At 49.1% G+C, this 26,347-nt stretch carries 20 protein-coding genes; 13 read left to right on the top strand and 7 right to left on the bottom strand.

What is annotated here, in order from left to right; all coding sequences use genetic code 11:
* Positions 1-159: 159 nt before the first annotated feature.
* From rsuA to BZG81_RS10320, 7 genes are all read left to right on the top strand, one after another.
* Positions 160-852: a 16S rRNA pseudouridine(516) synthase RsuA gene (gene rsuA, locus BZG81_RS10350; protein ID WP_077677304.1), complete on the top strand. Its 693-nt coding sequence runs from the start codon at positions 160-162 to the stop codon at positions 850-852.
* Between the two features lie 260 nt (positions 853-1,112).
* Positions 1,113-2,321: a Bcr/CflA family multidrug efflux MFS transporter gene (locus tag BZG81_RS10345; protein WP_077460584.1), complete on the top strand. Its 1,209-nt coding sequence runs from the start codon at positions 1,113-1,115 to the stop codon at positions 2,319-2,321.
* On the top strand, positions 2,318-2,983 hold the full coding sequence (locus BZG81_RS10340; RefSeq protein ID WP_077575971.1) for a DUF2913 family protein: 666 nt from the start codon (positions 2,318-2,320) through the stop codon (positions 2,981-2,983). The genes BZG81_RS10345 and BZG81_RS10340 overlap by 4 nt, the downstream gene beginning before the upstream one ends.
* Positions 2,984-3,071: 88 nt before the next feature.
* On the top strand, positions 3,072-4,448 hold the full coding sequence (locus BZG81_RS10335; RefSeq protein ID WP_021023256.1) for an MATE family efflux transporter: 1,377 nt from the start codon (positions 3,072-3,074) through the stop codon (positions 4,446-4,448).
* A 147-nt stretch (positions 4,449-4,595) separates the two neighbouring features.
* Positions 4,596-5,267, top strand: coding sequence for an ABC transporter ATP-binding protein (locus tag BZG81_RS10330; RefSeq protein ID WP_021023255.1), 672 nt, complete (start codon positions 4,596-4,598; stop codon positions 5,265-5,267).
* Positions 5,248-7,722: an FtsX-like permease family protein gene (locus BZG81_RS10325; RefSeq protein WP_077677303.1), complete on the top strand. Its 2,475-nt coding sequence runs from the start codon at positions 5,248-5,250 to the stop codon at positions 7,720-7,722. Before BZG81_RS10330 ends, BZG81_RS10325 begins: the two co-directional genes overlap by 20 nt.
* Before the next feature lie 10 nt (positions 7,723-7,732).
* Positions 7,733-8,851, top strand: coding sequence for a lipocalin-like domain-containing protein (locus BZG81_RS10320; protein ID WP_198533645.1), 1,119 nt, complete (start codon positions 7,733-7,735; stop codon positions 8,849-8,851).
* On the opposite strand, the gene cra is transcribed toward BZG81_RS10320, so the two are convergent.
* The gene (gene cra / locus BZG81_RS10315) at positions 8,848-9,861 is read right to left on the bottom strand and encodes a catabolite repressor/activator (protein ID WP_077460580.1); all 1,014 of its coding nucleotides are present in this window, start codon (positions 9,859-9,861) and stop codon (positions 8,848-8,850) included. The two genes, BZG81_RS10320 and cra, sit on opposite strands and share 4 nt — an antisense overlap.
* Before the next feature lie 463 nt (positions 9,862-10,324).
* On the opposite strand from cra, the gene fruB reads away from it, so the two are divergent.
* Genes fruB through fruA form a run of 3 tightly spaced genes read left to right on the top strand, consistent with a single transcriptional unit; the run spans position 10,325 to position 14,233 of the window.
* Positions 10,325-11,515, top strand: a complete 1,191-nt coding sequence (gene fruB, locus BZG81_RS10310; protein WP_021023251.1) for a fused PTS fructose transporter subunit IIA/HPr protein — start codon at positions 10,325-10,327, stop codon at positions 11,513-11,515.
* Positions 11,512-12,468 carry a 1-phosphofructokinase gene (gene pfkB / locus BZG81_RS10305; RefSeq protein ID WP_077677301.1) on the top strand — a complete coding sequence of 319 codons (957 nt, stop codon included), beginning with the start codon at positions 11,512-11,514 and terminating at the stop codon, positions 12,466-12,468. Before fruB ends, pfkB begins: the two co-directional genes overlap by 4 nt.
* 28 nt (positions 12,469-12,496) lie before the next feature.
* Entirely contained in the window at positions 12,497-14,233 is a 1,737-nt protein-coding gene (gene fruA, locus BZG81_RS10300; protein WP_077677308.1) for a PTS fructose transporter subunit IIBC, read from the top strand.
* Positions 14,234-14,304: 71 nt separating this feature from the next.
* Here the strand turns inward: fruA and BZG81_RS10295 are convergent, their stop codons facing one another.
* From BZG81_RS10295 to BZG81_RS10285, 3 genes are all read right to left on the bottom strand, one after another.
* Entirely contained in the window at positions 14,305-15,753 is a 1,449-nt protein-coding gene (locus BZG81_RS10295) for a glyceraldehyde-3-phosphate dehydrogenase (protein WP_077677300.1), read from the bottom strand.
* Between the two features lie 410 nt (positions 15,754-16,163).
* Positions 16,164-16,850 (bottom strand): DUF3334 family protein, encoded by a 687-nt coding sequence (locus tag BZG81_RS10290; RefSeq protein ID WP_077677299.1) that lies wholly within the window; start codon positions 16,848-16,850, stop codon positions 16,164-16,166.
* Between the two features lie 128 nt (positions 16,851-16,978).
* A complete protein-coding gene (locus tag BZG81_RS10285; protein ID WP_077677298.1) occupies positions 16,979-20,164 on the bottom strand; it encodes an ATP-binding protein in 3,186 nt (1,061 codons plus the stop codon).
* 436 nt (positions 20,165-20,600) lie between these two features.
* On the opposite strand from BZG81_RS10285, the gene BZG81_RS10280 reads away from it, so the two are divergent.
* The 3 genes from BZG81_RS10280 to nagK all read left to right on the top strand — a co-directional run bounded on the left by BZG81_RS10280 (position 20,601) and on the right by nagK (position 22,759).
* Complete coding sequence (locus BZG81_RS10280) at positions 20,601-20,945, top strand: DUF3802 family protein (RefSeq protein ID WP_021023245.1); 345 nt, start codon at positions 20,601-20,603, stop codon at positions 20,943-20,945.
* Positions 20,946-20,975: 30 nt separating this feature from the next.
* On the top strand, positions 20,976-21,749 hold the full coding sequence (locus BZG81_RS10275; protein WP_241827383.1) for a tRNA-uridine aminocarboxypropyltransferase: 774 nt from the start codon (positions 20,976-20,978) through the stop codon (positions 21,747-21,749).
* Positions 21,750-21,856: 107 nt separating this feature from the next.
* Positions 21,857-22,759, top strand: coding sequence for an N-acetylglucosamine kinase (gene nagK, locus BZG81_RS10270; protein ID WP_077677297.1), 903 nt, complete (start codon positions 21,857-21,859; stop codon positions 22,757-22,759).
* A 76-nt stretch (positions 22,760-22,835) separates the two neighbouring features.
* Here the strand turns inward: nagK and BZG81_RS10265 are convergent, their stop codons facing one another.
* From BZG81_RS10265 to BZG81_RS10255, 3 genes are all read right to left on the bottom strand, one after another.
* Positions 22,836-23,915, bottom strand: coding sequence for a ketoacyl-ACP synthase III (locus BZG81_RS10265; RefSeq protein ID WP_077669071.1), 1,080 nt, complete (start codon positions 23,913-23,915; stop codon positions 22,836-22,838).
* Between the two features lie 121 nt (positions 23,916-24,036).
* A complete protein-coding gene (locus BZG81_RS10260; RefSeq protein ID WP_077669072.1) occupies positions 24,037-25,407 on the bottom strand; it encodes an SLC13 family permease in 1,371 nt (456 codons plus the stop codon).
* 250 nt (positions 25,408-25,657) lie between these two features.
* A complete protein-coding gene (locus tag BZG81_RS10255; RefSeq protein ID WP_077677296.1) occupies positions 25,658-26,323 on the bottom strand; it encodes a SanA/YdcF family protein in 666 nt (221 codons plus the stop codon).
* Positions 26,324-26,347: the final 24 nt, after the last annotated feature.

The following is a 26,347-nucleotide window of genomic DNA, read 5'->3' as shown; positions in this document are numbered from 1 at the left end:
TGGTAGTGCTTGCATTATGACTAACGCATGTCACCGACAATGAGAGTGAGTGTATCTTATTGCTTTCAGTTTTGCCGCCAAATCTAGTAAAACTTGATCTGTGTCTTCGTGGCGATGTGACGTATAATCGCCGCAAACATAGGTGTAATGAATGGTAATATGCGGATAGATAAATTTTTATGTGAAACCCTAGGGGTAACACGAAAGCAAGCTGGCCGAGTGCTGAAAAGTGAAAGCGTCACCATCGATGGTGAGATCGTAAAATCTGGCGCCATCAAAGTCGGTAAAGCCGCGGATGTGCAATTTGAGGGACGATCGTTAACCTTGTCTGGCCCACGCTACTTTATGATGCATAAACCTGCGGGCGTGGTGTGTTCACACGAAGATGCCTTTAATCCCACGATATTTGTTTTGCTCGATGAAGTGAACGCAGAAAAGCTGCATATAGCGGGTCGCCTGGATGCAGACACAACAGGCTTATTGTTACTGACCGACGATGGCCAATGGTCTCACCGTATCACGTCACCCAAGCATCAGTGTACAAAAACGTACCGGGTGTGGTTAGTCGATCCGATCAGTGCAGATACGGCGAGTCAGTTTGAGCAGGGTGTGATGTTACGCAGTGAGCAGCAAGCGACATTGCCCGCGAAGCTCGAGCAGGTGGGTGAGTATGAAGCCTTATTGACGATTCAAGAGGGTAAATATCATCAAGTGAAACGTATGTTTGCCGCAGTCGGTAACAAAGTAGACGCTTTGCATCGCGAATCGGTGGGGGCGCTTGAGCTCGATGACACGCTCGAGCCTGGCGAATATCGGCCTCTCACCGATGAAGAAATTGCCTTGTTGGCATAATCTTGTTGGCATCATTAAGTGTGACACCTTAGATCCCACTTAGGGCAACGATCGACCCGAAAGCACAGTTCTCGCTGTGCTTTTTCAATGTGAGCGAGGTCATTTTTTAAGCGGGTTTTGCACATTGATTTTAAAGACTGGTGTTAAAGATTGGTGATGAAAAGAAAGACATTCTTTCCCACTACGCAATAATAAATTGTTACACTTTGAACAAGCTCACGTTATTTCCCTTTTTCCTGTCTTTCACGTTAAGGAGTGTTATGTCGCAATCATCGGCTGTTACGTCGTCCCCAGCGCAGTTAAGTTGGCTGTTAATCCTGGTGCTTGGGGCCATTGCTGCATTGACCCCATTGGCGATCGATATGTATTTGCCCGCCATGCCGGCCATTGCCGCGGATTTAAACGCGCCCAGTAGCGCGGTAAAGTCGACGCTGGTGGCCTATACCGCTGGCTTTGCGATTGGACAGCTTTTCCACGGCCCAATTTCGGACAGTTATGGTCGTAAACCTGTGATGCTTGGTGGCGTTGCGCTCTTTTTTATCTGCGCTGTGGTCAGTGCGATGGCCCAAGATATTGATGTATTAATGATTGCGCGTACCACACAAGGCTTTGCCGGTGCAGCGGCGGCGGTGATCATTCAAGCCTTGGTGCGCGATATGTTCGAGCGCGAAGAGTTTGCGCGTACCATGTCGTTTATTACGTTGGTGATGACGATTGCACCTTTGGCAGCGCCAATGATTGGCGGTTATCTACTGACTTGGTTTGACTGGCGTGCGATTTTTTGGGTCCTGGCAGGATGGGCCTGCTTTGTGACCTTGTGCATTATTTTTCGGATCCCCGAAACGTTACCGCGAGAAAACCGTCCGCCCATGCGGATTGGTGCCTCGTTGCGTAACTATGCCCGCATGCTAAAAACCCCCTTTGCGGTAGGGATGATCTTTTGTTCTGGGTTCTCGTTTGCTGGGATGTTTTCGTTTTTAACCGCGGGCTCGTTCGTCTATATCGACTACTATGGCGTCAGCGCCCAGATGTTTGGCTATCTTTTTGCGCTTAATATCGTTTGCTTGATTGTGATGACGTTTATCAATGGGCGCTTGGTCCGCAAAATGGGATCACATTGGATGCTGCGGCTCGGGTTGGGTATCCAGCTGGTGGCGGGCATTGCCATTGCTGTTTTTCAATGGTTAGACATGGGGCTTTGGGGCACGGTGATCCCGGTGATGACGTATGTCGGTGTGATTTCAACCATCGGCAGTAATAGTATGGCGTGCTTGCTGGCGTGCTATCCACAAATGGCAGGTACTGCATCATCATTGGCGGGTACCATGCGTTTTGGTATTGGATCCCTAGTCGGTGCAGGCGTTGCCGTGGTCTCTGATGGAACACCTTGGGGGATGATTGGCGCCATCGCGATTTGTGCGATACTCTCTGCCGTTTTCTACTGGACGCTAGCACGTAAAGAACCATGAGTTATGTCATCACCATTCAAACCGTTATGGCTGCGGCCTTCGATGAGTTAGCTGCCGCCATCGATGCTAAAAAAGTGGCTGATGCGCCAGCCGCTCGCGAGGTGTTTTTAGGTCGTTGGGTGGCGCAAGCGGTTAAGAAACAGCGTTTTCACCACAGCGTAAAAGCGGATTTGCAACGTTGGACGCAGCGTGCCCGTAGTGCCGGCACTCAAGCCGGATTAGAGGCCGAATTTCGACACATTCAGCAACTCTATACGCAGTGGTTTCCGGTCGATGAGCCGGCAAGCCCGGTCCAGCACGCCCAATTACAACAGATGATTGATAGTGCCCGCGAGGCGGGTTGGATGCTGCACACCCAGACGCCGATTGATCGAAAGGTCAAGATTGTCTCTGAAGGACAGCATTCACTGGTGGTATGTCCTGAGGCAACTCAGGCGGCATTCAATGCAGAAGGGCACTTAGCTCATCCTCTTAGCATTTATGTGCGTGGACCAGAAATTGATGTAATGAATTGGGCGCATCAAGCCAAACTAGCACCCACGAAAGTCACGGCCTATAAGTCGATCGTTAAATATCATGCTGAATATCGACTTTGGCCCGACAATCATGCGGATTGCTTAATGGTGATGCCGCGGCAATCTATGGTGAAAGAATACCGCTGATGAGCATTGAGAAACCGTCTGAGGGCGGTTTTTTCTTGTTTGAAAGCCACGTAAACTAGGCGCGTTGCCTTATCGGTTGGAGTCTGTTGTGAGCGCTGTTTCTCGTCCTTTTTTTGATGTGGTGTTTTTAAAACGCTTACTGTTAATTGCCATTCCCATTGCCCTCCAAACCATGATGTTTTCCAGCCGCAGTTTGGTCGACATCCTGATGGTCGGTCAGTTAAGTGAGGCTGATGTCGCTGCGATTGGGATTGCAGGGAAAGCAATGTTTGTTTCCACCCTGTTAATTTTTGGGGCGATGACCGGTGGCTCTATGTTGGTCGCGCAATACTGGGGCGCGGGCGACAGGCAAGGATTTCGAGAAAAAATTGCGCTGACCGTGACCCTAACTAATGCCACTGCGGCGTTAAGTGCCTTTGTTTTTTGGGTCTATGCGGACGTCATTATTGGCTTTGCCAGTGATAACCCAACGGTGATTGCCTTGGGGCAAGACTACTTGCAGATCGCGGGGTTATCGCTGTTTTGCTTGGCCAGTGTGTCAGGGCTGGCGGCGGGGCTGCGTGCCATGCATAAACCGGGGATCAGCACTTTTTTTAGTGGCGTGGGGATCAGTGTGAACATCCTACTCAACTGGGTGTTTATCTTTGGTCACTTCGGCGCGCCAGAGCTCGGMTCAAAAGGGGCCGCAGTGGCAACGGTGCTTAGCGGTATTGTGGAAGTTGTCGCCTTGTATACCTATTTGTACCGTCGCCAACACCTTGTTGCCTTCTCCCTTGCTGAATGGCGAACCTCGCTCTCATTGGTGGCGGTAAAACGCTTTTTGGCGCTTTCTTTGCCGACTGCGTTTAACTTTTTAATGTGGTCGTCCGGCTTGTTCATTTACCACGCCATTATTGGTCATGTGAACGAAGCAGGGCTAGCCGCGATAGCGGTGATCACTCCGGTTGAGTCGTTATCGCTCTCTTTTCTGATTGGCACAGCCAATGCCGCTGCTGTGTTAGTGGGGAACAATCTGGGTGCTAAACAAACCGATACCGCCTATCATCAAGCATGGCAAGTGGCGGTGTTTAATTTGATTGCAGGCGTCTTTATTGCCGCAGTGATGCTGCTGATTAAACCTTGGGTCTTGGGGTTTTTCCCCGCATTGACTGGTGAAACGGCGCAAATTACTGAATATTTCTATTGGGCAATGTGTGCGCTGATTGTGGTTAAAACCATCCCAATGGCGATGATCGTTGGTGTGCTGCGTGCCGGTGGTGATGTGCGCTACTGTTTGGGGCAAGACTTTGTTGCGCAATGGTTGATCGGTATTCCCGTGGTGCTCGCTGCTGCCGTGGTGTTTGAATGGCCGGTTTATTGGGTCTATGCGTTATTGGCGACAGAAGAAGTCGTTAAATGGGTCGGCTCTGTCATTCGAGTTAAATCGGGCGTATGGCTAAACTATCTTGTCGATGATGCCCGTTGATTGAAAAGAAGACACAATGGGAAGCTGTCTACCTAGTTTTGCCCTTTTCTCAGCCTCTTAATTGGGGTACATTGCCAAATTAGTCAAACAGTGTGACCTAGTTCTCGTTTATTGCTGTTTTAAAACACTATGAGGGTGTGCATTGGCATGTTAGCAATTAAAGCGCTGTGCAAGGGATATCAGGACGGGGGCGATTTTCATCCTGTGCTTCAAGGCGCGGCGATGTCGCTGTCTTCCACCAGCCAGCTTGCGCTGATGGGAGAGAGCGGCTCAGGCAAGAGTACCTTACTGAACTTAATTGCTGGGTTGGATAAACCCGACAGCGGTGAGATCTGGCTGGATGATACCCCTTTACACGCGTTAACCGAACGAGCGCGTACTCAGTTCCGTCGTCAGAACATTGGTCTTATCTTTCAGCAGTTCAACTTGCTTCCTACGCTATCGATTGCCGACAACATCCGCTTTTGTCGCCAGTTAAAAGGGCTCAAAGACGATGCAAATTTGTGGCGGCAAATTGTCTCTCAGCTTGATTTAATGCCGCTATTAAATCGATACCCGGAAGAAGTGTCAGGCGGGCAGCAACAGCGTGCCGCGATCGCCCGTGCTTTATACATGGCCCCCAAATTATTGTTGGCCGACGAACCTACCGGTAGCTTGGACGAGCGCAACGCGGATGCGGTCATGCGTTTGCTAACCACGTTGACACGTCAGCAAGGCTCGAGCCTTTTATTGGTCACGCACAGTGATACGGTTGCCAGCTACTTACAGGGCAGCATTGGGCTGCAAGGAGGCGTGCTCAGTGTTCGGGCCCGTCGCTAATGCACTATGGGGGCACTATCGCCGCCATCCTTTTCAGATTTTGCTGGTATGGCTAGGGCTAACCCTTGGGGTCGCTCTGCTTGTTGGCGTGTTATCGATTAACCAACACGCCCAGCAAAGCTATCGGGAAGGTGCCAAGCTGTTTAGTAATCCTTATCCGTTTAGCATTCATCACACCCAGCGGACCCAACGTGTGCCGCAGGCGTTTTATATTGATTTACGCCGGGCAGGCTTAACGCAGTGTGTTCCTGTTGATCGCTTGCAAGTCGTGACACCGTCACTTGATGATCTCAATCTTATGGGCGTTGATACCATTGCCATGTTGCCGCTGTTAGCTGAGCGTGGCGGTGATAAAGGGCGTGCAAACAAGGGGATATCACCGGTCCATGCAATCATGCCGCCTTATCCGGTTTATGTTGGTCAAGCGATGGCGAACCATAAAGGCTGGAAAGATGGGCAAATGATTGATCTACTTGATTATCCAGCTATTGGCCCCTTGAGAGTACTCGACAACGATGCCCTGAGTATGGGGACGTATTTAGTTGCCGATATGGCGTTGCTACGTACCTTGTCCTCACACGCCGGTATCGCCGACATCCTGTGTGGGTCTTTAACGCAAGCGGAGCGCCAGCAGATTCGCAATGTGTTACCACCTGCACTGACATTGACCAAAACACAGGCCACACAGTTAGGGCCGCTCACCCGTGCTTTCCATCTTAATTTACTTGCCATGGGATTACTGGCTTTTGTGGTGGGCCTGTTTATTTTCTATCAAGCGATTTCGCTTTCAATGACACAACGGCAACCGCTGGTGGGGGCGCTACGCCAACTCGGTGTTGATGGACGTCAACTCTCTGGGGTTATGCTTGCTGAGATTCTCGCATGGGTTGTGCTTGGCGTGATGAGTGGCAATGTGTTGGGCTTGATGCTAGCCAATCAATTACTCCCTGCCGTCGCTACCACCTTGTCTGACTTGTATGGCGCTGATATTGACTTGGTGATGCATTGGCAATGGCAATGGGGGTTGGCGAGTCTGTTGCTTGCGATCTTAGGAGCGGTCATGGCATCAGCCTGGCCGCTGGTGCGCTTACTCAATACATCGCCGGGGCGCTTATCCCAAAGAATGACACTAATTCGAGGGACACACCAAGAGTATGCGGTGCAAGCGATCATCGCGATACTATTGGGCGTAACAGCTTGGGGCGTGTCTTACTGGGAAAGTAGCCAATGGCAAGGTTTTACGCTGATCGCATTAACTATGTTAAGTGCCGCCCTAGCGTTGCCCTATGCCTGTGGCTGGTTGTTTCATACCTTGGCGCGCGGCTATGCGGGCGCACGTTGGCGTTGGTTCTTTACCGATGCGGCGGCCAGTTTAAGCTACCGAGGTGTTGCCGCGATGGCCTTTATGCTTGCTGTTTCTGCGCATATAGGTATGGAAACCATGGTGGGGAGCTTTCGCACCAGCACCGAAACTTGGCTGCAGCAACGGTTAGCCGCGGATATGTATGTTCGACCCGGCAATGCTTTGCTACCCAGAATCGAATCCTGGCTTGAACAACAAGAAGACGTGTCGCAATTTTGGGCCACTTATCGACGTGAGTTGGTCGCGCCCCAAGGACGCCTTGAGGTGTTATCGGTTGGTGATCGAGCGCTAGAAAAGCAATCGTTAGCCGTCAAATCGGCCCAACCCCAATATTGGTCACAATTACACCAGCAACGTGCGGTACTGTTAAGTGAATCACTCGCCGCTAAATTTGACGTAAGTGTTGGTGAAATGGTTAATCTGCCCGCACCGATGGGCGAACGCTGGCACGTGGCAGGGATCTATTACGATTACGGTAATCCTTACGGACAGTTGGTGGTTTCAACGCATAGTGAGGCGGGCGAATGGCTAGCACAAGGACGTCCATCGTTGGCGGTGGTACTCGATAAAGAAGCTCCAAGTGATCATTTTGTTGATCAAATGAATACACGGTTTAGCCTGAGCAATGGTCAGGTGCAAAATCAAGCCGACATTATGCGTTATGCCATGCGCATTTTTGATCGAACGTTTACTGTCACCGAAAGCTTGTGTGTGTTGATGTTGATCGTGGCGATTAGCGGCTTGTTTTTCGCAACGTTAGCCACGGAGCTATCGCGGCAACGCCAGTATAGCTTGTTGCGTTATTTGGGCCTATCAGGACGAGAGCTCATTGCTCTTGGGGGCGGGCAATTGGTGATCCTTGGGTTAGTCAGTGCCCTTATCGCGATCCCGCTTGGCTTGGTGTTAGCGAGCATGTTAATTCATGTTGTTCTCAAAGCGTCCTTTGGTTGGACAATGACTATGAATTTTTTCCCAATGACGTATGCAACGACCATTAGCCTTTCAATGCTCGCCTTGATGGTGGCCGGGGCGTGGCCGGTTTACCGTATGCTTAAGCGGACAGCCGCCGCGTCGTTACGTGATGCGCAGTAGGAGAGTCGCCGTGAGATCAAGTCAGCGAAAGTTAAGCCCTATTGGCCGTGTAGTGTTTGGCTTAATCGGAGTGATGGTGTTGGGGGTCTTGATTGGGTTGGGAAAACAGCCTTCATCGTCGACCGACTTAGCGGATGGCTTTGATGTGTTTGGCCAACAAGGTGGCTTTGCCGCTGTTACGCCTGATTATACACCTCTTTATCCGCAGGATATGGCCTCTCATCCTGCATTTGCCACGGAATGGTGGTATTTGACAGCCACACTGACGGATAATGCGGGACAAGAATACGGTGTGCAATGGACCCTATTTCGCCGTGCGCTGAGTCCTCGCCACCAAACAGGATGGGCAAACCAGCAGCTTTATATGGCGCATGTTGCTATTACGCGTGCCGATCAACAGTGGGAAGCCGAGCGTTTTGCCCGTGGTGGTATTGGTCAGACTGGCGTGACGCTGTCACCATTTCAGGCTTGGCTGGATGATTGGCAATGGCAGGGGGGCGAGCAACCTTTACCGGCGCAAGTTCGTGCATCATGGTCCGATAAGGATGCAACATTGGGGTTCGCACTCCAGGTGGCTGACGGTGGCTTGCGCGTGAAACAGGGCGAGCAAGGATACAGTATTCGCCATGCCAATGAGCCGTCAGCGTCTTATTACTTTTCTCTGCCACAATTGATCATTGAAGGTCAGCTTATCATCGACGGTGAGACAATACCCGTTTCGGGAAAAGGGTGGTTCGATAAAGAATGGTCTAGCGGTGCGATGGCATCGGATCAAAGCGGATGGGATTGGTTCGGGCTTAATTTAGACGATGGTCGCGCGTTAATGGTCACCCAAATCCGAGGCAGTCAGCCCTTTATGTTTGGCTCATTAACGTATCCAAATGGGCGCATTGTGGTCTTAGCGCAATCGGATATTCGGATGTTACCTATTAGCCATGCCAAAATGCGCGAGGGGATCAGTTTGCCGATAGCCTGGCAGATACAAGTACCAGACGAAGGGATTAACATCACTACGCAGCCACTCAATGCGCAAAGTTGGATGGCGCTGAGTGTGCCGTATTGGGAAGGGCCAGTGCGCGTGCAAGGAAGCGCAACAGGCCGCGGGTTTATGGAAGCGACGGGCTATTAATTGAGGCCAACCCAGGCCTGGGTTTGATGTGGGCGCCATATTGGCTGACGCTCGACGGTAATCACGCCAGGCTGGTTATCGCCTTGAGCGGCAGACACCGCAAGGCTTAAGGCAGCATCACTGATCGCTTCAAATTGCTGCGGCAAAGACTGCACACCAAAAGGCAGAAAGTCTAAAATACGGCTATCACCAAAAGTGGCAAAATACAGGGCTGTGGGGGCGATACCGGTCTGACGAATCGCATCCAGCACACCCTCGCAAAGGGTAAACGATGTCGTTAAAAGCGCATCGGGTAAATCCCCAGCGTCTATCCATTCGGTCATTAATCGCTGTCCTTCTGAACGGCTAAAGGCATTGCCATAGCGTACTTGTCCCTCGACGTGCTGTGCGTGTAATGCCTGAAAAAAACCTTGCTCACGATCTTGAGATATCGCCAGAGCCGGTACTGCACCGATTAACCCAGCTTGATAGACATCGGTTGGGCTGATCAAGCGATCCGTCAGCTGATAAGCCCCTTTCGCATCGTCCGTTAAAACGTTGGCAAATTGTGTGGCATCTAAGCCACGGTCAATCGCGATAATCGGGGTGCCTTGCTGCTGTAGTTTCGGATAAAAGGCATTATCGGCCGGTAAACAAGAGGCCACAATTAAGGCATCAATCTTTCTGGATACTAGCGTCTGTGCAACCGTTTTTTCTCGCTCAGGATCGTCGTCTGATCCCGTAATAATCACCTGATAACCCTGATCATGCGCTTTGCGTTCAAAGAGTTTGGCTAACGTTGCATAGCTGGTATTAGCAAGATCCGGAACCACTAAGCCCAGTGTATGGGTCGTGCCTGCTCGTAATGCCGTCGCTGCGCGGTTAGGTTGATAATTATGTTGCTCGACCACCGCCATCACGCGTTGACGTGTTTGCTCGCTGATCCGGTAACGGTCGGCTTTACCATTAATCACATAACTGGCTGTTGTGCGTGACACCCCAGCAAGGCGGGCTATTTCATCTAGCTTCATAAACGAATCCTTAGTGCGCCGATCGTTATTGATGGCTTTGTGAATGCGATCAAAGTTTGCACATACCCGATCAATAATAGGCTTGCATTATAAGCTAAAACGATTCAGCCTTAAAGCTGAAAGGTTTCAGCTTTGGATGTAAATCGCGTCACCATCACACGAATGTTATTTATTGCGTCGTGTTTCGATAATCGTGGCTAGAATGAATCGACAGTAACGATGAGATTCATTTCATCGATAACGCGGGTAATTGCCGCCAAAAGCTGAAACGATTCAGCCAAATGGTATAGCGAAAGACTGTACACAAAAAAACATTATTAGGGTCTGAAGTAACGTGAATGAAGACCAATCCCTGATCCCGATATACCGTCATGACAGCGTGGTCTGGCGTGACAAAAACGATTAACCCGTGCACTTGGCACTGACCCTTTGCACTTGGCATTGATATAAGAGGAAAGCCCTCATGCTGGCACTTAACGCACAAGATATTCATATGCAGCAACATGCTGCCTCCAAGCAAGACGCGATTAAAGCCATTGCCGGTTTGCTGACGCAAAAAGGACTGGTAGAGGCCGGCTATCAAGACGGCATGTTAGCGCGAGAAGCACAAACCAGTACCTATTTGGGCAGTGGGATTGCCATTCCACACGGCACAACCGATACCCGTGATCAGGTTAAACAAACGGGGGTGCAGGTTTTTCATTTCCCTGATGGTGTGGATTGGGGAGACGGAAATCTTGCTTATGTGGCCATTGGTATTGCCGCTAAGTCTGATGAGCACCTTAGTATTCTACGCCAGTTAACCCGTGTGCTATCTCAAGAGGGCGTTGAGGAAGCATTGCAAAAGGTTGAGCGTGCTGAAGAGGTCGTTGCGATCCTCAATGGTGAAACAACCGGCGCACAAAGCCTAACCTTTAAACCAGAGATGATACTGAGCGGCTTTCCAGCTTCAGACATGACTACCCTCCAAGCGGTGGGAGCCGGCCTGCTCAAAAACCATCATTGTATCAATCACGAGGGCGTGAGCCAGTTAGTGGCAGGCAATCCTATTCATTTGGGTCAAGGGCATTGGCTGCTTGGGGTTAATCAAGGCGTTGAACAAACAGGCGTATCCGTTGTGATGCCAGCAACGTCATTGACGCATCACGCGCAGTCTGTCAATGCACTTTGGTGCATAGCAGCGAATAATGCGGCCCATCTTCCTGTCTTGAAAACCTTAACGCAGTGGAAAGCCGACGATCAATTGGCGACCTGTATTGACCTCTCGCCACAGGCGCTGGTTAACGCATGCAGTCCCCAGACGTCAACAGGGGCATCGCCAGCGGCGGCGTCGACCGATGAACGTCAAAAAGCGACCGATAAAGCGATTCAAGAAGGTGAAAACGGTACATTTACCATCACCAATACGCATGGTTTGCATGCACGTCCAGGGGCAATGTTGGTCAACACTGCGAAAAAATTTGATGCGGATATTCAAGTTGCCAATGCGTCGACTCAATCAGACTCGGTCAATGCGAAGAGCTTGATGAAAGTGATTGCCTTAGGGGTAAAACATGGTCATCAATTGCACTTTACCGCGCAAGGTTCGGATGCAGCGCAGGCGATTTCTGCACTCGGGAATGCCATTAAAGACGGATTAGGAGAACACGCATGAGTGCCATCTTAACCGTCACCTTTAATCCAGCTCTCGATATGACAGGAAGTGTCGGGGTATTGCAACCGGGTGATGTCAACTTGGTGCAAAACTATACCCTGCATCCTGCAGGAAAAGGCGTCAATGTTGCACGTGTGTTAAGCGATTTAGGGGCCACTGTGTCGGTCTCTGGCTTTCTCGGTGCAGACAATCAAGACCCATTTTCCCAGCTTTTTGCTGAACACGGCGTTGCCGATCACTTTTTGCGCGTGCCAGGGGTAAGCCGTACCAATGTCAAGCTGGTAGAAAATACAGGCCGGGTAACGGATTTAAATTTTCCCGGCATGGCGGTAGACCCGACCCATATTGATGCGTTGACCGAGACCTTGCACGCACTGGCAGCAAGCCATGAATGGATCGTATTGGCGGGCAGTTTACCGCCAGGTGTCACCACTGAACAGCTGGTGATGTGGATTAGCACCTTGCGAGAAGCGGGCAAAAAAGTGGTCGTCGACACCAGTCAACACGCGCTTCGTGCTGCCATTGATGCAACGCCTTGGTTGGTTAAGCCCAATGAAGCGGAGTTAGCGCAGTGTCTTGATGAATCTATCAGTAATGAGCAATCTGTTTTATTAGCGCGTGGTGAACAGCTCTTTAACCAAGGGATCGCTAACGTGGTCATTTCGCGTGGGGTTGATGGGGTATTGTGGCGCGATCATCAAGGCTGGTTAAAAGCCGTAGCGCCGGCCCAGCAGGTGGTGAGTACCGTTGGTGCGGGGGACTCCTTGGTCGGGGGGCTGGTCTCTGGCTGTCAAGCTGGGCTGAGTAAAGAAACAGCACTTCGCCGTGCCGTTGCCATATCGGCGCTTGCCGTCACTCAAGTGGGAGTGGGGGTGAGCAATCATGAAAACGTGAATCAATTATCCGAACAAATCAGCGTGTCGCCTGTTGAGTTGTCAGTGCATGCGCAATAAAAACCAATCCATAAGTGGGGTAGAAGGTATGAATCTGGTCATTGTTACGGCATGCCCTAGTGGTGTCGCCAATACTGTTATTGCGGCGGGGCTTCTCGAGCAAGCCGTCGATGCAAAAGGATGGACGGCACAAATAGAGTGTCAGTCGAGTGTCCAATCGACAAAAGTATTGTCAGCCGCAGAGATAGAACACGCCGATCGCGTGCTGCTCGTTGGCGATCCAAAAGAGACGGCGCGCTTTAATGGTAAACCTGTTTACCAGGCAAGCCTTGATGAAGTCATGGTGGACGCACAGGCCGTGTTGACGTCGGTCTCGAATCAGGCCCAGCCTTATGAGGCTTCCGTATCCAGTGAAAGTGGTGACGAACAATCGGTTCGTATTGTCGGGATCACGGCGTGTCCGACGGGCGTTGCTCATACCTTCATGGCCGCTGAAGCGATTGAAGAAGCCGCGAAGGCGAAAGGGTATCAGGTTAAGATCGAGACACGTGGCTCGGTGGGGGCGAAAAATAACTTAACTGATCAAGACATTGAACAAGCGGATCTTGTCTTTATCGCGGCGGATATTGAGGTCGATCTCAGTCGCTTTGCCGGTAAACGTTTATATAAAACCAGTACTGGGAGCGCGTTGAAAAAAGCGGCACAAAGTTTGGATGATGCTTTGGCGAACGCCCATGTTCACCAAGCCGGACAAACCAATACCGCGAATAGCACTGCAAACCAAGCTGAACGGAGTGGCGTTTATAAACACCTTATGACCGGGGTGTCACACATGTTGCCTTTGGTTGTGGCCGGGGGGCTAGCCATTGCGCTCTCGTTTGTGTTTGGTATTGAGGCGTTTAAAGAAGAAGGGACGCTTGCAGCGGCCTTAATGGAAATTGGCGGTGGTAGCGCGTTTGCGCTGATGGTCCCGGTACTGGCGGGCTTTATTGCCTTTTCTATCGCGGATCGTCCGGGCCTGGCACCCGGGCTTATCGGTGGTATGCTTGCAGCCTCAACAGGCGCGGGCTTCCTAGGGGGTATTCTGGCTGGTTTTATTGCCGGTTACAGCGCTAAGTTCGTTGCGGACAAAGTCAGCTTACCGGCTTCAATGGAAGCGCTCAAACCCATATTGGTGATCCCGTTATTGGCCAGTTTATTTACCGGTTTGGTGATGATCTATGTGGTAGGTGGCCCCGTTTCGGTGGCGATGGAAAGTTTAACAACCTTCTTGCAAAGCATGAATTCAACCAATGCCGTCATCTTGGGCGTGTTACTCGGCGCCATGATGTGCTTTGATCTCGGTGGCCCGGTGAATAAAGCCGCGTATACGTTTGGCGTTGGATTGATTGAAAGCGGTACCTACATGCCAATGGCTGCCATTATGGCTGCAGGCATGGTGCCGGCATTAGGAATGGGTTTATCGACTTTCCTTGCCAAACGCAAGTTTAACGATGCCGAACAAGAAGCAGGTAAAGCGTCATTCGTTTTAGGACTGTGCTTTATTTCAGAAGGCGCGATTCCGTTTGCAGCGAAAGACCCGATGCGTGTTATTCCATCGTGTATTGCCGGTGGCGCATTAACGGGGGCGATCTCAATGTTGATTGGCGCGAAATTAATGGCGCCGCACGGTGGCTTGTTTGTCTTGCTCATCCCAAATGCGATTAGCCCTGTCTTGCTTTATCTCGCCGCCATTACGGCCGGTACCTTGGTGACAGGTTTAGTCTATGCGTTAATTAAGCCGGTGAGCCAAGCATCACCATTGACGGCAACCCAGTCGTCTTAGTCAGACCTAAAACGCGCACGTAAAAAAGGCCCTTGATGGGCCTTTTGTTGTTTATGATAACGCTGTGTTGCTTATGATAACGATTCCGGCTGAGGGACCACAGGATAGCGAACCCCCATCATTTTCTCCATACAATGGATGACCTGACAGCTGTATCCAAACTCGTTGTCATACCAAATGTACAGTACGCAGCGATTACCCTCGGCAATCGTCGCCTGGCTATCTACCACGCCAGCAAAGCGAGATCCAATCAAATCACTCGAGACGAGTTCGGTGGATTGGGTATAATCGATTTGGCCTGAAAGCGGCGAGTAGAGCGCGACGTCTTGCAGGTACGCATTGATTTCATCTTTGTTGGTGGCGTGATTGAGGTTGAGGTTTGCAATCGCCATCGAGACATTCGGGGTTGGGACACGCACTGAGTTGCCAGTGAGTTTTCCTTTTAGTTCCGGCAATGCTTTTGCTACCGCGCTTGCTGCGCCCGTCGACGTCAGTACCATGTTGAGTGATGCTGAACGACCACGTCGATCGCCTTTGTGGTAGTTGTCTATTAAGTTTTGATCATTGGTAAACGAATGGACGGTTTCAATATGACCACTATCAATGCCAAATTTATCCTGCATGGCTTTGAGCACTGGGGTAATCGCATTGGTGGTGCAACTGGCGGCGGAGATAATTTTGTCATCGTGACCAATGACATCATGATTGACACCGAACACCACATTTTTAAGCGTGCCCTTACCTGGGGCGGTTAGCAAGACTTTGTCTGTCCCTTTGCTATCAAGATGCTGACCGAGTCCTTCTTCATCACGCCACATCCCCGTATTATCGACCACTAAGGCATGGTGAATGCCATACTGGGTATAGTCGACCTCAGTTGGGTTATTGGCATAAATGACTTGAATGAAATTACCATTGGCGATCAGAGCATTACGGGTCTCATCCACAGTAATGCTGCCATTAAATGGACCGTGCACCGAATCACGACGCAATAAGCTGGCGCGTTTTTCCAAATCGCCTTCTTTGCCACCACGGACCACTATCGCACGTAAACGTAATGGATAGCCTGGCCCACTTTTCTCAACCAGTAGACGTGCGAGTAACCGGCCAATACGGCCAAAACCATAAAGCACCACATCTTTGGGCTCGACGCTGTTGCCAGTGCCGATTAAGTGATTCAATTGGCTATGAAGAAAATCAGTAATCCCATGCTCACTGTCATGTGATTGCCAGTACGTCCACGCCAGCTGGCCAATATCAATTTTACTCGGGGCCAGGTCGAGTTCGGCCATCGCTTCGATTAAAGGGAGGGTTTGGCTCGGGGCTAATGTGTCGCCAGTGTAACGACGTGCGACGCGGTGAGCTTTAATAATATCAATGGTACTAGCGTTGATAAGCTGACGGCCAAAGAGTTGAATCTCTACGCCTTTTTGGCGATAGAGCTGGCTCAACAGCGGATACATGGTTTCAGAGTGAGTTTGACTGGTTTGCCAGTCGAGTAGGTAGTGTTCTGGACTCATGAATCGACCTTTTCACGAATGATTGTGGGTGGGCAGGGTGCCCAGTAGGGTAATGGACTGATCATTGCCAGCCTTATTATTTTGTTGCGCAGTCTAAATGACCCAGAATTATTCACCTACTAAAAATAAGTCCTAAAATTCAACCACTCATAGACGATTAAGAACGATAAGAACGAGTAATAGAGCGGGAAGGTTGTGATCAATGTTGTAACTTATATGAAACAAAAGCGATAAATTCAATATTATTGTGAGCGGGAAAAGATGAAATGTTATTTTGTTTTTTGTCGAAAATTAAGTGGATAAAACACAAAAAGGTCGCGAACAAGCAACAATAATGGCTACTTGTTCACGAATTGAGGCGTAACTCGCTGATTTTTAAGTTCGATGTTAATTTATATGGGCGTTCGTGCTTAGATCCCGAGTTCATCTAACAAGTCGTTACTGCCATTGTCTTTCTTTTCATTTTTATCGTTAGATTTTCCTTCCAGCTGACGCACGGTTTCTGCCTCTAAAATAGAATCCGGGTCGACTTCTTCGCCTTCTTCAAAATCTTGCAGCTGAATGAATTCAGTGCGTTCCATCGCGAGTTCTAGATAAAAAATATGATTATTTTCGGTGGTAAAGCTGACCCGGCGCGCTTGAGGTTTATCAATATTGCTGTCGACAGACACGGAGATATTTTTGTTCACCGCCATCATCTTCGGCTGGTTTTGCGTGATAGACGTCTGAATTGAGCGCTTAATCTTGCCTGTGAAGTCACCGATGATTTGGTTCGTCAGTTCGCCAAGTACATCACCGACTTCATCCGCTGTATGTTGAGTGGCAAGCTCTTCTTCGGGGATCCCCATATGCTGCATATAGTTGCGATAAATCTCTAACGCCGCTTGTGAGGAGAAGTTAATCACGACGAGTCCCGAAAAGCCGCCATCAAATAATACAAAGCACCCGATATCCGGCTTAAGACTGGTTTTGACTATTTTTTGCACCATTGCGGCATGATGCACGGGAGAGTCCGTGGCTTTGGTTAACACTGCTGTGGCAGATTGACATAGTTTGAGCAGGATGTCCTCGGAGGTGACAACTTTGGTTTTTCTCATTATTCACTACCGTTTTGGTTGCTGATACTTACCTTGAGTGTGGCACCGGAACGCGAGGTTTGTACACCGATTTTCTAGATATTCGGATAAGGGATCACACCGATTCACTATTTTTGATGTTGGACACATTAAGTCTCAAGCGTGTCGAGCGCACGAGTCAGACGTATGATCGCCGTTTGCATCTGCGCTAACGCTTTGACAAGTGCTTGTGTGTCCTGTGTGTTGGCAGCATGTTCGGCGTCAAGGCACGCTTGATGCAATTCTGTTGCGCCAATACTGCCTGTCGCGGACTTCTGTTTATGTGCTGTGTCTTTGATATCTTGCCAATCTGTAAACGGCGGCGCTAACTGGCTCAGCGTGTTGATGCTCGGTAAACTGCGTCGGCGAAATATCGCAATGATATCAAGATAAGCGTGTTTCTGGCCGGCATAGAGTCGTTCGATAACACTTAAATCTAAAACGGTTGGCGAGCTCTCGTGTTGCACAGAGAGGGTAGACGTTTCCTCTTGCGCCTTGTCGGTGGTTGAATGGGAACCTTGGTGAAGCCAGTGACTTAAGCGGCTTTCGAGCTGCTCTAACTCAATGGGCTTGGTGATATAATCATCCATACCCGCTGCAAAACAACGTGCGTCTTCACCACTGAGTGCATTGGCAGTAATAGCGATAATAGGGACGTATCCCGTGGATGACTGCTGCTCTCTCAATGCGGCTGCGAGTGCATAACCATCTTTATTGGGCATATGGCAGTCTGTTAAGACCAGATCAAAGCGCGTGCTTTGGTAAGCCTGCAATGCTTGTTCACCATCATCAACCATCACAACGTGATAACCGAGATAATGGAGTTGTTGTGTCAAAACGCGTTGATTAGTGGGGTTGTCTTCGGCAACCAGTATATGTCCACGTATCGATTTGCCATGGCGCTCTCTTGCTTGCATATCGGGGATAATATTTAGCTCGAGAGATTCCCCCAACATGCTAACCTCTGGGCTGTCTAAGCCTAAACACACACGGATCCCATGCACTAAGCGGCGATAAGTGAGCGGTGAGGCAAAAAGCTCGACCAGGTATTTGTTAGGATGGGTATTCAGTGACAGCTTCTCTCGTAGTGCAATGATGTGTTTCACCCCAAGCGCATCAAAACGCGTCTCGTCACTTGTATCTTGAGTGATCAAGAGAACATGTCTGGCAGCGACAAGCGCAGGCGTGCTTGACGCCTCCTTTTGTAGGATAAGCGTCTCGTTTGGATTAGCTGTCGCATGTGCAATACCTAAATGATTGAGATAGAGGTTGATGGCGTGTTTTAGCTCGCCGTCGGGTAAATCAAGGTAAATAAACAGTGTGTCGATATCGTCACGACTAAGTGGCGCAGGATGAGGTGCACCCAATCTGTCAGTGGTGTAACTTAAGCGAACTTGAAATTCGGTTCCTTTATCCTGTTCACTCTCAACCGTTATCTCACCATCGAGTAAATCGATAATATTTTTACAAATCGCTAAGCCGAGTCCGGACCCACCATACTCACGCGTAGTGGATGATTCTGCTTGGTTAAAGGGTTGAAATATGGTGTCTAATTTGTCGGGGCTGATGCCTATACCATTATCCGCTATTGTGACGTTCAATCCTGTTTTTTCCGGTGTGCCTGTGTCGAACGGTGTGATTTTGACATCGACTTTTCCCAGCTTGTCACGGTGACTGCCAGAAAACTTAATTGCATTGCCCACAAGGTTATAAAGGACCTGTTTAAGCCGGTTAGGATCGCCAATCAGTGAGTCAGGCAGTTCAGGATCAATAAATAGTGACAATGTCACATTTTGTTTTTTGGCATTGTGGCTCACCGTGTCCATCACTTGATCAACCGTTTCAGAGAGAGAAAAGGTAACCTGCTCCAGCTGCAGTTTTCCTGATTCGGTGCGGGAGAAATCAAGAATATCGTTAATAATCGAAAGCAATGAAAGGGCTGATTCTCTTACTGTGCTCAGCAACCCGTGTTGGGATTGGGTTAGCGAAGAGCGACGCAGTAGATCCAACATCCCGATGACCCCGTTCATGGGGGTGCGTATTTCATGGCTCATGGTGGCAAGAAACTGCGCTTTAACCCGAGATGCACTTTCAGCTCGTTCCTTTTCTGCTATCAACTGCTCACGTGCTTGGTTGCGCGAGATAATGTGGGCTCGGAATATCACTAAGCTCTGCGCAATCTTTCCGACTTCATCGGTTCTATCTTGAAAATGACTAGACGGTGGTGTCATGTCACCCGCGACCAGTCGCTGCATCGAATCTGCCAGCGCGGCGATTGGCTGAGTAAAAGACTGATAAATATAAAAATACATGCCGCTACTGACAAACAAAATAAATAACAATAAATAGCCAAGATTCAATTGATTGGAATGAAGAATAGATTGTAAGTCGGTCATTGAGCGGGTAACTTCATTACCTGTGCCTTGTGCAAAACGGGAAAGTGCATTCTCTAGCGCATGATACTCATGATCGCTGAGCGTGCGAACTGCCTTCATGGCAGCGACTTTGGCGTTCGGTTGGTAATTGTTAAAAATGGCAATACCGCTGCGCTTAAAGCTAGTAAAGTGATTGTTTAATCGCGCAATTTTTTTGAGTGAGGCAGGGTCATTAAGCTCGAACTGTGTTAATGACAAATATTGCTCAAAGGTAACCATATCTTCCATAAAGTATTGACGGCTACTCGTGCGACCTTCTAAATACTGATTTAGCTCGGTAAGCATATCGCCGTTTTCATCGACGAGCTCGTCAAGGTATTGTAATACCGCTAAGTTGTCGGGTTGCTTTAACTCCTGGGTGGCTTTGAGTTCGGCAACGAGGTTATCAATTGGGCGAGCGACATCAATGGATAATCGCATCAATTGCTTGCGTGCCCATTGCTCAGCCACAGGATCAAACTCGGTTAATACTTTTTGATGTGCGATGCGTTGAAAGCGTTCGTAGAGTTGACTGACTTTTTCGAGTTGTTGTTTTTCATCGGGTTTGATGGTTTTTAGTTCTTTTAGCGCGTTTTCAAAGTCTTGTTGATTCTCTAGAAACACCGATAGCGATTCGTGCCGTCCCATGACATATTTAAGCATGCTAGCATTCATGTCGCTCACCGAACGTAGCATCTGCATCGTAATAATGGCGCTGGGAATTTCGTGATGGGTAGCGCGCTCTACATCACGATTGACACGCTCTTGCATGATATAGCTTGAAACCGATAATCCGAGCACCATCAGCGTGATAAACGTCATGATTAATCCGATTTTGCTGACAATGCTCTTACTAAATGGGCGCGGACGGTTTACCTTCATGGTTTTTTCCTACATCCTTGTGAGCGATTGATTCGGGCGTATCCGTGAAAACAGCTCAGTGTGTGGTTTATTTTCATCACTGCAAACCAAAGCTATACTGCAAAGAAGAGTGGGTCAGCAGTTTGCATGAGTAAAGTGTGGCATGGATAAGCAAGAAAGGCTTACCGTTCACAGTTTTGCCACTGTATGTACACGAGCAATAAGCCAGTACGTGTTATTGCGCATGCTATCTTATACTATAAGGCGTGTGGAATCGTATGTAAGGTGCATCGAATAGTACAAGATGCATCGAATCGTATAAGGTGTATGGAAACAGTATAAAGCACGTGATGTGCTGTGAAGCGTGACTCGCTTTCTAATTTCGTCCTCTGGGGGCGCACATCGCGGATGTTCGCGATACAATAGCGATATATGAACAGTCTAAGGACAAGTAACCATGGTAGTAGATTCAGACGGGTATCAGGCACTGATCGAGCACTTTGCGTTCAATCTCACCGTCTTTGAGCAACCCGGTGAAGCCATTGGCGATGAAACCATTGCAGATATCGTGCACGATCTCGTCGCCTCTAACATCATGACCATTTGTGAGCAAAACCCTGGGCTCTCATCCGCGTTAAGGTTTACCATACTCCGTGAAGCCGATCGTGTGGTTGAAGATATGGAAGAAGTCTTAGCCGGGCGATGGGAGCAACCTGTCACGGCAGAGCAAGTGGGCTTTTTAGAAGAGTATGTGGCGCTAGTCAAAAATTTATTTGATGGCGCCATGGTTGAATTTCGTTAGTACTCAGCCACTAATAACCTAGATACTTTGATGTCAAAAATAGCGATGTCAAAAATAGAGCAGAATCACGCGATTCAGCGCCTTTATAAAGCACGCCTCTCGCGTGCTACCCGCCCTTATCTAGCCCGTGGTGCCGGGGTTGATCGTTGTCAGCAGTGCATGCTGGTTCGTCATTATTGTATCTGCGCCCACCGAACGGCTCAAAAGACACACGCCGCTTTTATGCTGCTGATGTATGACGATGAGGTCTTGAAGCCAAGCAATACCGGCCGGCTGATTGCTGACTGTATCGCCGATACCTATGCGTTTATTTGGTCACGAACAGAGCCGGACCCTGAAATGTTAGCGCTTCTGTCCCATCCCGATTATCAACCTTTTGTGGTTTTCCCGTCTCAATATACGATGCCTGAGCGTGTCGTGAGTGCCCCGACTGTGAGCGTGTCAGGTAAACGTCCGCTGTTGATTATTATCGATGGAACCTGGCGAGAAGCGAAAAAGATTTTCAGAAAGAGCCCTTGGCTTGATCGTTTTCCGGTTTTAAGTATTCAACCTCAGGCATTATCACGCTATCAAGTGCGTGATGCTCACGGCGAGAATCAGCTTGCAACGGCAGAAGTGGCTGCAGAGGCACTGATCGCAAATCAAGAGCAAATGGCAGCCGCATATTTGAATCAGTGGTTTGATGTGTTTAGCGAGCGCTATATGGCGGGTAAACGACAAAAAGCGTTGCCAGAGCGAGACGCGTTGTCCCTGCTTCTTCATCGCCAGGCTCAATGTAAGAGACACAAAAATGCCGATGGCTAACGTTTGGTTAAAAAACAACGAAACTTGGCCAGAATCACGGACTTGAGGCTATTTTTGGTGGATAATCTGGTTATATAACGACAAACAAACACAAAGGTGACTTAGCCATGTATTACGGCTTTGATGTGGGCGGCACAAAAATTGAGTTCGGCGCGTTTGACAAGCAACTCAATCGTATTGCGACCGAGCGTCATCCAACTCCCACGCAGGATTATGCGGCGTTGATTGAAACCATCGTCCAATTGGTAGAAAAATACGATGTTAAATGGGGAGGGCAGGGAACCATTGGTATTGGTATTCCTGGCTCACAAGCAGAAGATGGAACGGTTTTAACCGTCAATGTGCCTGCAGCCAATGGACAATCGCTACGTGCAGATTTAGAAGCACGCCTTGGTAGAGAAGTCCGTATCAGTAATGATGCTAACTGTTTCGCGTTATCGGAAGCCTGGGATGAGCAAGCGCAGTCGGCGAAAACAGTCTTGGGTTTAATTCTTGGCACTGGCTTTGGTGGTGGTTTAGTCATTAACGGTAAGGTGATTAATGGTAAAAACCAGATGGCTGGCGAGGTTGGTCATATGCGGATGCCGATTGATGCTTGGTTGCGTCTTGGTGATCACCCACCGATGTTTGATTGTGGATGTGGCAACAAAGGATGCTTAGATAATTACCTATCAGGGCGCGGATTCGAACAATTGTATGGCCACTTTTATCAGCCTCTATCAGCGATTGAGATTATCGAAAACTACCGAGCGGGTGAATCCGATGCAGTGGCATTTGTAGCGTGCTTTTTTGATGTGTTGGCAATGTCTTTAGGCGGTATTTTAACTGCGTTCGATCCTGACATGGTTGTGCTTGGCGGCGGCTTATCTAATTTTGATGAGCTTTATGACGCCATTTCCGAGCGCTTACCTCAGCATTTACTGTCAGCGGCAAATGCGCCTGATATAGTTAAAGCACAGCATGGCGATGCGGGTGGAGTGCGTGGCGCGGCATTCTTGCATTTAACCTAATGCCTCAATGAAACCCTGCTAAGAAAAAGCCGACATCTTGATTGTCGGCTTTTTGGCTCTTAGCTTTCTCGCGTTACTACTTATTCGACTTTTGACAGTGATTAATTGCGTCGTCTAATAGCTCGAGTGCCGTTTTATCGGTGGGTGGTAGGTCTGCATTTGATTGCGCGATAGGTGTGGTTCGCTCACCCCAGCGAATCAGTCCTGCGCCCCAGGTAAGCCCAGCGCCAAATGCCGCGGTGAGCAATTGACTGTGCGGCTTGACGACGCCTTGTTCTACCGCTTCGCACAAGGCGATAGGAATTGTTGCGGCAGACGTATTACCGTAATGCTGGATATTGATAAATGCTTTATCCAGTTCAATACCGGCATGCTCACACAAGGTTTCAATAATCCGTTTATTCGCCTGATGAGGAACAACAAGATCGATGTCGTCGGCGTTAAGTTGATTGCGGGCAAGCACTTGATTTGCCGCAGAGCCCATACCTTTCACCGCGCGTTTAAAAATATCGCGACCGATAAAGTCAAACGAAAAATGCCCATTGTCGGGATCAAAACGATCCATAGCGGTGCCAAATGCCGGGATGGCTAATACGTCTCTTCCTGCTGAATCACATCCGAGTTGCGCATCCAACAAGCCTACTTCTTGATCGCTTTTGCTCACCACGACTGCCCCCGCTCCGTCACCGAATAACACGGCGGTATCGCGTTTGCTCCAATCCAAGTACCAAGTAAGGTGTTCTGCACCAATAATCAGTGCGTGCTGGTAATGGCCGGCTTGCAACATTTTGGTGGCCGTTTCTAATCCATAAAGGAATCCAGTACAGGCGGCATTCATATCGAAAGCGGCTGCACGTAGGGCGCCAATATTTCCTTGAACCTTTGAAGCGATGTTAGGAATTAAGGTATCTGGCGAGCATGTCGCGACAATTAATAAGTCTAACTGGCTCGCGTCGATACCTGCAGCCGCCAGGGCTCGATGGGCAGCAACGGTTGCTAAGTCCGAGGTTTCTACATGACTCACTCGACGCGCCTCAATGCCAGTGCGCGAGCGGATCCATTCATCATTGGTTTCTAAGATGGTGCTGAGGTCATCATTACTCAACACAGCAGGCGGGAGACATTTACCCCAGCCAGTAATTTCTGCAAATGCCATAGTCGTTTACGGGTTATTAAGCGTTGCGCTAGTGTAAACCTGAAACTCAATTGAAACAATTTTGATAGACGAGAAGACGCGAAAAACACTACCTGGCGCAAATGCCAGGTAGTGAGCGAGATTACCAGAATAAACGGGTAAAAATGGCAAGAACCACAATACAAACAAGGTTTAAGTACATACCAACCCGCATCATATCACGTTGTTCAATATGCCCAGATCCAAACACAATGGCGTTAGGAGGGGTGGCAACGGGAAGCATAAAGGCACAGGATGCTGCAATGGCAATTAACGCCGATAGTGCCACGGGGGACACGCCTAAGGCTTCTGCAATGGTCGCGAAGACGGGAACTAACAGTGCGGCGCTGGCGGTGTTACTGGCAAACTCTGTGAGGAATATAACAAACGCGACGACACCAAGCATGGTAAAGAACAACCCGGAGCCGGTCAGCGCGCTACTGAGGTGATTCGCCAAGAATACACTGGTGCCTGTTTCTTTGAGTACGTTGCTTAAGCAAATACCGCCACCGAACAATAATAGAACGCCCCAATCTGCGGTCTTTTCCACTTCCTTCCACTTTACCACTCGGGCAGCACCCAGTAATACGATCGCAGACAGCGCGACGATCGAGTCAAATTTACTGAGACCACCGAGCATGGCATTTAAGGGTTTACTGAAGATCCACGCCGATACCGTAAGCGCAAAGATAGCAATGGTGATTAAACGTGGCGTGGTCCACTCAAAACCGCGTTTGTCGGCATCAAAGCTGTAGTTAAGATTCGGTTTGGTTAAAAAATACAACACAACAACAGCCACTGGCAGTAGGATAAGCGTGACAGGCAGTCCGAGCTTCATCCAGTCTGCGAAACTGAGGCCTGCTTCTGCAGCGGCGATGGCATTTGGTGGGCTACCGACAATGGTCGCGATGCCACCGATACTGGCACAGTAAGCAATCCCCAACAGAACGAAAACATAGGTGCCATGATCTTTTTGATTATTCACCTTATGTAAGATACCGAGTACCAAAGGAAGCATCATTGCTGTCGTGGCTGTATTACTGATCCACATCGATAGACCGGCGGTAACACCAAAGAGCATCATGACTGCCACTGACATTTTTCCTTGGGCGATGGTTAATACTTTATTGGCAATCGCTTGATCGAGCCCTTGAGCTTGCAATGCCGCCGCTAATGCAAACCCACCTAGAAACAGAAAGATAATAGGATTAGCAAAGTTTGACAACGCCGCCGGTGTTTCAAACACACCGAGACCCACTGCCATGATCGGCACCAATATCGCTGTCATGCTGACATGGATGGCTTCGGTGAGCCAAAGCACGGCGATAAAGACCAGTAAGCTGAGGCCAGTTGTTACGTCGGCGGCAAAAGGTAAGCTGTGATATAAAACGAAAAACAACGCAATATCAGCCAATAAAATCCAGGCTTTTCGATCGAGCTTCCAGGAGTGTAAAGAAAGGGATTGCAGGTTCATAGGGCGTCCTTTTACAAACGTTATCAGATATTGTACTTATTTATAATATTTGTGTGATTCGCTTGATAACGGGGATTTATAAGCAAAAACAAGCCATAACAGATTACCAAGCGATGGCTAATATACGCTTTATTGGTCAGGGTGTTAATCGATTGCAGGCAGGTTTTTAAACAAATGATTAAAACAATGTAAAAATTGTGATTCGGGCAGCATCGATGGCAGAACGCCTAGTCATAACGTCAGAAGGGGGTTATCGGTTTGAGAGGCCATCTATGGGTGCTTTAGGTCCGGTAAATTTTGGTTTCACATTAAGAATAAAACTGTCTAGTACTGCTTTAGTTCGTGCCAGTATTTCTCTGGCGCGGATCTTGGTACCGGCCCAGCCTCTGGGGCTTGGTACCGCGTAACAGATGGCATCAATATCGTTTACATCCGCAAGAAACAGCGCACGTTCACAATGAAATTTCTGCGTGATGACGGTAAAACGTGCAAGACTAAAAACCGTTTTGGCGCGAACAACGGAATCGAGTGTCCGAAAGCCCGCATAATCAAGATGAATCGCTTCTTCCGCGATGCCCGCCTTGCGTAAATCTCGTTTCATCGTCCAGGGTTCGTTATACGACCGATGAGCGTTGTCGCCGCTAAGGAGCAGGTGGTTAATCTTTCCTGCGTGATAAAGCGCCTCAGCCGCTTCAATGCGATAGGTGTAATAAGGATTTGAGGTTTTGCCGATATATTTACTGGTGCCGAGTACGAGCCCCACTTGTCGTTTGGGCAATACATCGACATCTTTATAGATACGCCCTTTGGCGTTAAGCGTGATTGCGATATCGCTAGCCGCCATGAGAATAACAGTAAGGGCTGTGAGTATAGCCAATGTGATTATCGCCTGACGAACGAGGCGCCGGAGAGCCATGGTGCGTTGTATCCTTTTTTTGAC

The sequence above is a fragment of the Salinivibrio sp. MA607 genome, from assembly GCF_001996245.1.
GTDB lineage: Bacteria > Pseudomonadota > Gammaproteobacteria > Enterobacterales > Vibrionaceae > Salinivibrio > Salinivibrio costicola.
The sequence above is the reverse complement of the archived record's forward strand: the minus strand, read 5'-3'. Positions and strand labels throughout refer to the sequence as shown.